This window comes from Pseudomonas sp. 2822-15, from assembly GCF_002742515.1.
GTDB classification, from domain to species: Bacteria; Pseudomonadota; Gammaproteobacteria; order Pseudomonadales; family Pseudomonadaceae; genus Aquipseudomonas; species Aquipseudomonas salomonii.
This window is the reverse complement of record NZ_LJRY01000032.1, coordinates 1-308: the sequence shown is the minus strand read 5'-3', so window position 1 is coordinate 308 and position 308 is coordinate 1. Positions and strand designations below refer to the sequence as shown.

Sequence of the window (308 nt, the reverse complement as noted above, 5' to 3'; positions counted from 1 at the left end):
CCCAAGAACCAGCCTTTACTGTTGAATCATTAGCCATGACACAAACAGTTTTCTCACCAACTTTACCAATGGCAGTAACTACACCGTCAGCTGGAAGTCCTTCTGTTTGGCAGTTTGCGAATTTTCCATCTTCCTTCCATATACCATCATCAAATAATTTTTTTAACCGCTCCCTAACGAACATTTTTCCTTTTTTTTCATTAGCATGATGATATTTATCAGGTCCTCCAACTTCAATCGAATGAACAGTTTTTTCCCACCGATTATCCATATCCATCTAGACACCCCATTTTCTCCTCGTTATACAT

The 308-nt window shown here is 38.6% G+C and carries 1 protein-coding gene; it reads right to left on the bottom strand.

Annotation, left to right across the window (positions count from 1 at the left end; all coding sequences use genetic code 11):
* Positions 1–277 (bottom strand): carboxyl transferase domain-containing protein (locus AOA59_RS00110; RefSeq protein WP_305886601.1); only part of this gene is annotated, 277 nt, incomplete at its 3' end.
* Positions 278–308 lie beyond the last annotated feature (31 nt).